This is a genomic window from Pseudopedobacter sp., assembly GCF_040392825.1.
GTDB lineage: Bacteria > Bacteroidota > Bacteroidia > Sphingobacteriales > Sphingobacteriaceae > Pseudopedobacter.
Genome location: NZ_JBEBVH010000217.1, coordinates 1 through 6,787, shown reverse-complemented (window position 1 = coordinate 6,787; position 6,787 = coordinate 1). Strand labels below are relative to the sequence as shown.

At 34.0% G+C, this 6,787-nt stretch carries 6 protein-coding genes and 1 pseudogene; 1 reads left to right on the top strand and 6 read right to left on the bottom strand.

Translation table 11 applies throughout. From position 1 onward, the window contains the following. The 6 genes from ABWO41_RS13805 to ABWO41_RS13780 form a co-directional block, all read right to left on the bottom strand. Positions 1-824: peptidase MA family metallohydrolase (locus tag ABWO41_RS13805; protein ID WP_353139122.1), on the bottom strand; the 824-nt coding region annotated here is incomplete at its 3' end. Between the two features lie 32 nt (positions 825-856). After that, positions 857-3,307 (bottom strand): transglycosylase domain-containing protein, encoded by a 2,451-nt coding sequence (locus tag ABWO41_RS13800; RefSeq protein WP_353139119.1) that lies wholly within the window; start codon positions 3,305-3,307, stop codon positions 857-859. Between the two features lie 151 nt (positions 3,308-3,458). Further along, a complete protein-coding gene (aroB, locus tag ABWO41_RS13795; protein WP_353139116.1) occupies positions 3,459-4,520 on the bottom strand; it encodes a 3-dehydroquinate synthase in 1,062 nt (353 codons plus the stop codon). After that, positions 4,517-4,723 (bottom strand): RNA-binding S4 domain-containing protein, encoded by a 207-nt coding sequence (locus ABWO41_RS13790; protein ID WP_353139113.1) that lies wholly within the window; start codon positions 4,721-4,723, stop codon positions 4,517-4,519. The genes aroB and ABWO41_RS13790 overlap by 4 nt, the downstream gene beginning before the upstream one ends. Before the next feature lie 43 nt (positions 4,724-4,766). Next, positions 4,767-5,411 carry an HAD family hydrolase gene (locus ABWO41_RS13785; protein WP_353139110.1) on the bottom strand — a complete coding sequence of 215 codons (645 nt, stop codon included), beginning with the start codon at positions 5,409-5,411 and terminating at the stop codon, positions 4,767-4,769. A gap of 21 nt (positions 5,412-5,432) precedes the next feature. After that, positions 5,433-6,290, bottom strand: coding sequence for a restriction endonuclease (locus tag ABWO41_RS13780; RefSeq protein ID WP_353139107.1), 858 nt, complete (start codon positions 6,288-6,290; stop codon positions 5,433-5,435). A gap of 198 nt (positions 6,291-6,488) precedes the next feature. Between ABWO41_RS13780 and ABWO41_RS13775 the strand changes: the two are divergent. Further along, positions 6,489-6,787, top strand: a pseudogene (locus tag ABWO41_RS13775) (hypothetical protein); the annotation flags it as partial.

Sequence of the window (6,787 nt, the reverse complement as noted above, 5' to 3'; positions counted from 1 at the left end):
TTTTCCAAAGCGCTTTTCCATAAACTGGATAAAGTTCTTTCATCATAGCCAAAAGTCCTTCTGATAGCCATTTCATAACCAAACTTTGCAGTCGATTTGAAAAATGGCATAATCAGCGTATCGCCATAAGTAGATCCTATAAATGCCCAAAAGGCCTGTCCGTATCTGTAAGGGAAGTATTTGCTATTGGTAGTTAAGTCGCGTAGTGTAGGAATATCTTTATTTAAAACTGCATCTCTCATCCACATAGCAGTATTCGCATCAACCTTACCCAAAGAAAGATATTCTGCCATTCCTTCAACCATCCATAAAGGTAAATTTCCTATATTTTCTAACTGAGTAGAATCTCCTTCAATTAAAGAATGATATTGAAATGCATGTACCAACTCGTGGCCTAAAACGTGTCTCGTCTGAAAATTGATTTCCTGAAGCGGCATGAAAACCCGATTCTTTAAACCTTCTGTCACACCGCCGGTACCTACACCAATTTCGCTGTCTATGATAGTTGTTTGTTGAAATTCCGGCGAGTTTCCATAAAGAATAATAGGATTAGGTTTTCTAAAAGTATCTCTAAAAACCTGTTGATGCAAGTGATACCAGGCTTCACTTTCCTTTGCAAAATTCTTTATTACGCTATCGTTTTTCGTATAATAATACAAATGAAAATGGGGAGTTTCGTAAACTTTAAACTTCAGGTTTTTATATCGAACCTTATTTTGCCCAAAGTATTGCGCCTGCGCTTGATTTCCAATACTAAGTAAAGCAGTGCCTATAACGATTAAAAAAAGCTGCTTAACATTGAAAATTTTCTGGTAAATGTTCATCTCAGATATCTTAAATTTATAATATTCTATTGTTAATTACTTTTTCCTTCTTTCTTTAGTTGTCTTCTTAATTGTCGCTCTTCTTTTCTGGTTAAAGGAGTTTCTTGTTTGTCTTCCGTTTTTTCTGAAGGAGTTTTTGTATTATTAGACTTAACATCAGTTTTTTCTTTTGGTTCTAATTTCGTTTCATCTGGTACAGGTATTACTTCTTCTATTTCCAGAGGGTTAGCCAGCGAATCTGTTGTTAAACTATCTGTAGTTGTCGTATCTATTACAATCCTAGGGCTAGGACAATTATAAGTACGTTTAATTTCTATTTTTGGTTTTGGAAACGGACCTAAGGTTATACCTGTTGAGGGATCTTTATATACCTTCTCCATAAACTTGGCAAAAATAGGAAGCGCTGTTCTGGAGCCTTCCCCGGTTTCAGAATTTTTAAAATGTACGCTTCTGTCATCTGCACCAACCCAAACTCCGGTGACCAAGTCTTTGGTTATTCCCATATACCAGCCATCTACATAATCAGACGAGGTTCCTGTCTTTCCTCCAATTTGGTTGTTCTTTTTGAATAAGTCCCATTCCCATAAAGCTTGAGAAGTTCCACCAGGTTCTTCCATACCACCTCTGAACATATAAAGCATCAGCCAGGCAATTTCTTCGCTAATGACTCTTTGTTGTTTTGCCGTAAATTCTTCAATAGTTTTACCATCAAAATCTGTAATTTTTTCAACCAATATAGGTTCCACACGTTTTCCCTCATTAAGGAAAGTTCCGTAAGCCTTTACCATTTCAAAAACGCTAACATCATTTGAACCCAGACTTACAGAAGGTACGGATTGTAAAGGACTTTCGATACCACATTTATGAGCATACTCAACTACTTTATCCCAGCCAACTAACTCGGTAATTTGGGCTGTAATAGAATTTACAGATCTGGCCATTGCCCATCTTAAAGACATTTCTCTGTAAGAGAAGTTCCAGTCTGCATTTTTGGGTTCCCAAACCTCTTGTTTCTTATTTAAAGTATATTCAATTTTTACGGGTTTATCTGTGAATTTGTCGCAAGGGGAGAGACCGCTCTCTAATGCGGCTAAATAGGCAAATGGTTTAAAGGTAGAACCTGCCTGACGTTTGGCTTGTTTTACGTGATCGTATTTAAAATAATTGTAATTATCTCCGCCAATCCATACTTTTATTTTTCCGGAAAATGGATCTAAAGTCATCATACCGGTATTTAATATCTTGGCATAATATTCTATAGAATCTATAGTGGAGAACTCAACTTCCTTATCTCCATTCCAGTCAAAAACCGTCATCTTCTTTTTCTTGTTGAGATAAGCTTGTAATGAATCTGGCTGGTTTTGATATTTTTTCTTTATTCCTGCATACCAGGATAGTTTTTGGAGGTTGCTTTCTATAAAATTCTCGATTACTTTCCCTTCAGAGTCTCTCCATGGAATATCATTTCCCCAGGAATTATAGAATCTTCTTTGCAGAACTTTCATTTGTTCAGATACAGCTTCTTCCGCATATTTCTGAAGTTTAGAATCTATGGTGGTATAGATTCTTAATCCATCTTCATATAAGTCATAACCATTTTTCTCACACCATTTTTCTAACCATTTCGCAACAGCTGCTCTTAAGTAAGAATCACCTTCATTTTTTTTAGAATCTTTTCCTAATTTCAGTTTAATAGGTTGTTTTACAGCTTTTTGATAGGATTGGTTATCCAGATAATCGTACTTATTCATCTGAGATAAGACAACATTCCTTCTTTCCAAAGACCTTTCCGGGTTTTTAATAGGATTGTATGTAGAAGTAGCTTTTAACATTCCAACCAGGAGTGCAGCTTCCTGTACATTAACATTACTTACCGATTTATCAAAATAATGCTTTGCAGCGGTATTTATCCCGTATGAATTGTTACCAAACGGCACGGTGTTTAAATACATGGTAAGAATATCCTCTTTGGAATAATTAGATTCCAACTTGTAAGCAGTTAGCCATTCTTTGAATTTGGATATTAATGTTCTAACAAGAGGAATATGTTTTACAAAACCTTGCGATTTATTATTTCTGGTTCTGTATAGATTTTTTGCAAGCTGTTGTGTAATAGTGCTTCCACCTCTTTTATCTCCAGTAACGGTAGATATAATTCCGGAAGCGATGGAATAAAAGTCTACTCCCGAATGCTTGTAAAACCTTATATCTTCTGTTGCAATTAGAGCATTGACAATAGATGGGCTTATCTCATTAAATGTAACCGGTGTTCTGTTCTCCCGGTAATATCTTCCAATTAGCTTTCCATCGGCTGTATAAACTTCAGATGCAATGCTGAGTGAAGGAAATTTAATATCTTTTTTGGGCGGAGTATATCCAAATAAGCCAAGAAAATTGATTTCTATGGCGCATATAAATAAAACAACTAAGTATATTACTATTATAAGGTATCTAAGCGGCTTATTACGTATTTCTTTGAACATATATATAAAGATGAAAAAAGATAGCTAATTTTTAAATAAAAATGCCCATCCAATATCTAAAAAAAGATAAACACTAAATGTTAAGAAATGTTATTGTTTGGTTGGCAGAAGATAAAAAAATAGCGCCTATAATATAAGCGCTATCTTTTTTTTAAATATTTCTATAATAGTCTAAACTTTCTTTAATTAAATCGTGACTTACAACAATATTGAATTTACAATTTCCAATTTTATCAGGTAGAGAAAAATTAATCTTACCAGATATATTCTTTTTATCATGTTGCATTATTTCAAGTAAAACGTCGTAAATATCTGATTTTAAGCTGTATTTAGGGAAGAATTTAAGGATATCGTTTTTTATGATATTTAACTCTTCAACAGAAAGCATTCCTGTTTTATTAGCTATATAAGCTTCTGTAATCATTCCTATGGCAATGGCTTCACCGTGAGTAAGCGATTTACTATCGTTTTCTAAGGACCATGATTCTATTGCATGACCAATTGTATGGCCGAAGTTTAAGATCTTTCTTAATCCTTTTTCGAAAGGATCTTCTAAAACTACTTCATTTTTGATTTCTACAGAACGTTTAATTTGCGCTATAGTGATTTCTTTAGGAGAAGCCAATTTTACAACTTCATTGTAATAAACATTGTCGGCTATAATTCCGTGTTTTATAACTTCAGCGAATCCGGATATAAGTTGGTTTTCAGGTAAGGTTTCTATAAACTCATCGCAAATAATTACTGCTTTTGGTTGTGCGAAAGTACCAATGATATTTTTTACACTATCTATATCTATTCCCGTTTTTCCACCAACAGACGCGTCTACCTGCGATAAAAGGGTAGTAGGTATCTGCAGAAAATCGATACCCCTTTTATACGTAGATGCTGCAAAACTTCCCATGTCAGTTACTACGCCTCCACCTAAATTAATAACTAAGGCATTTCTGTCGGCTTCAAAATCCAATAACATTTTCCATATGCCAATACAGAAATCTATATTTTTATTTTCTTCTCCATAGGGAATTTCTATGATATCGTAATTGTCCAGGTTCGGCAGTTTGTTTTGAAGCACAGGCAAACAATATTTTCCTGTATTTTCATCTGTTATAATAAATACCTTCGAGTAACTGTTTTCTGCTAAAAAATTTTCTAAAGAGCTTAGGGTATTATCAAAATATATATTGTAGCCGCTGCTAGTTAACTGGTTCATATTACTTTTATTTTTTGCTTGTTAAATTCTATGATGTCGCCCTTTTTTACTTTCAATCTTTTTCTGTAGTCTACTTTTCCGTTGTATTTAACCAATCCGGCTTCAACTACTGTTTGTGCTTCTCCGCCAGACATAACCAGATCTGTAGCCTTAAGCCATTGTATCATGGGAATGAAATCTCCCTCTAGTTTAAATTCAATCATCTGTTGCAATATTACGAAAAGCTAATCTATTACATCCTTAAAATTACAGGCTTTTTAACAAACCATTTGTCCTGAAGTATTTTTGTAAGGTATCAGGTTTTGTCATCAAATAAGTTTGTAAACCCAATTCCCGAGCGGTCTTTAAATGTTGAGGGCTATCGTCTATAAAAAGTGTTTCTTTTGGATTTAGTTGATGATTGTCCAGAACAATTTCAAAAATTTCCTTATCTGGTTTACGCATTCCCATTAAATGAGAGTAATAATCTTTAGTGAAAAATGAAGAATTGTCTTCGAGGTCGAAGTCTCTTTTCAGATAATCAATAATCCATTGATAATGAATTTCGTTATTATTACTCAATAAGAAAGTGTTGTATTGTTCTTTTATTTTTAGCAATAATTCGTGGTTTCCGGCGGGTACACCTAACAAAAGTGAATTCCATGCATCATCTATCTGTTGGTCTGATAACTGATTATGACCTGTTAATCTTCTTATTTCACTTCTGAATTCTGATGCACCGATAGCTCCTTTATCAAACTGATCAAAAATAGAGCTTTGATTTTTATGTCCATAGATATCCTGAATATTGTTGACACCCAGTTTAGCAAAAGATTCCTGAGCTTTTATAAAGTCGATGTCAAAAATTACATTCCCGTAATCGAATATGATGTTTTTTATTTTGTATTCCATGTTAGCTTCTTCTGACTTTATTTATTCGTCGTTTGTGCTGGATAGCTCGGTTAGCTCACGAGCTTCCTTTAAGATGTTTTTAGCTTTTTTGTGAGAAATGTTGAGAAATTCAATTAAAGAGCTTTCTCTGATAATATCTTTAACCAAAATACAACCTTTTTGAAGCAGTAATTCTTTTTCGGTCTGCGAAATGGTTGTAAGACAGGTGATAGGGTAAAGCCCACCTTGGTCTACACGGCGTTTTATACTTCTATCTTCAGGATAATCCCAGGATATCAAACCAATATTATAACATTCTGCAAAAGCTATGGCATCTTTAGTCAGATAAGCATTGCTTACCAGCCAACCCTCTGTAAGTTTCATTGCTGTTCCAAAAAAATTAAAGCTTTTCTCTTCAAGATCCTTAATTCTGGAAAGGAAATACATAGGTGTAGTAACGCTTATTTTTGCATCGACTGTATTCCTGAATTTACATTCTGCCAAAATAAGCCTTTCGTCTTTTTGCGCCACTACATCAACTTCATGCTTCACAGCCTTTCCGTCCAATAGCTGTCCTGTTAAGGTTTGGAAACCGTAATACTCAAATACTTTTGCTACCCATTTTTCAAAATAATATCCGGCAGGACCTAAATCTCTTAGAGCTTTTTTAAGACTATACCTGGCTGCAAAAACATTTCTCTGTTGTTTCAGAAGCTTGAAGGCAATTTGGTAAAGTTTTCGGGTAGTGATTCCGTCGTAGATGTGTTTTTTCATTTCATTAAAAACATATTCTACTTGTTGTAATGGTGCGCCAGATTTAATAAGCGAGTTTTTTAATGCAGAAGGATTAAACTCTACTTTTTCGCCTGAAAATTTAGTTACGTATATAGGATGATTCAAAACTATAAGAATTAAAACATGCGAATTTAACCTTTTAAGTTAATATGATAAGGAATTATTTGTCTTAGAATGGTTGTTTGTCTTCAGCAATGGAGCGCTAATCTACCGTTTCATAAACGTTTTAATATAAACATTTGATTTTATTAAATATTGTTTATATTTGGTTAACCAAATATTGGTTAACCAATAACTTAAATTATGAAATATCTATTTGCCTTATCGCTATTAGTGTTATTGTCTTGTAAAGAAAAAGACAAATTTATTTTAGATCCACCTAAAGAAAATCCAATAGAAGAAGAGCAATTTTCTGGCGTTACATTAAGTGCAAATGGAAAAGACGATGCATATTCGTTAATAAACAGCGCCTTTGGCGGGTCCGGAGATGTGATAGAAGCACCTGACCAAAGCCATCCGAATTTCGGAAAACATATTACCCAGGTTTTTGATAATGAGTTGCAAAAATATGTTTTTGCTTTTCATATCCATGTTACTCCGGA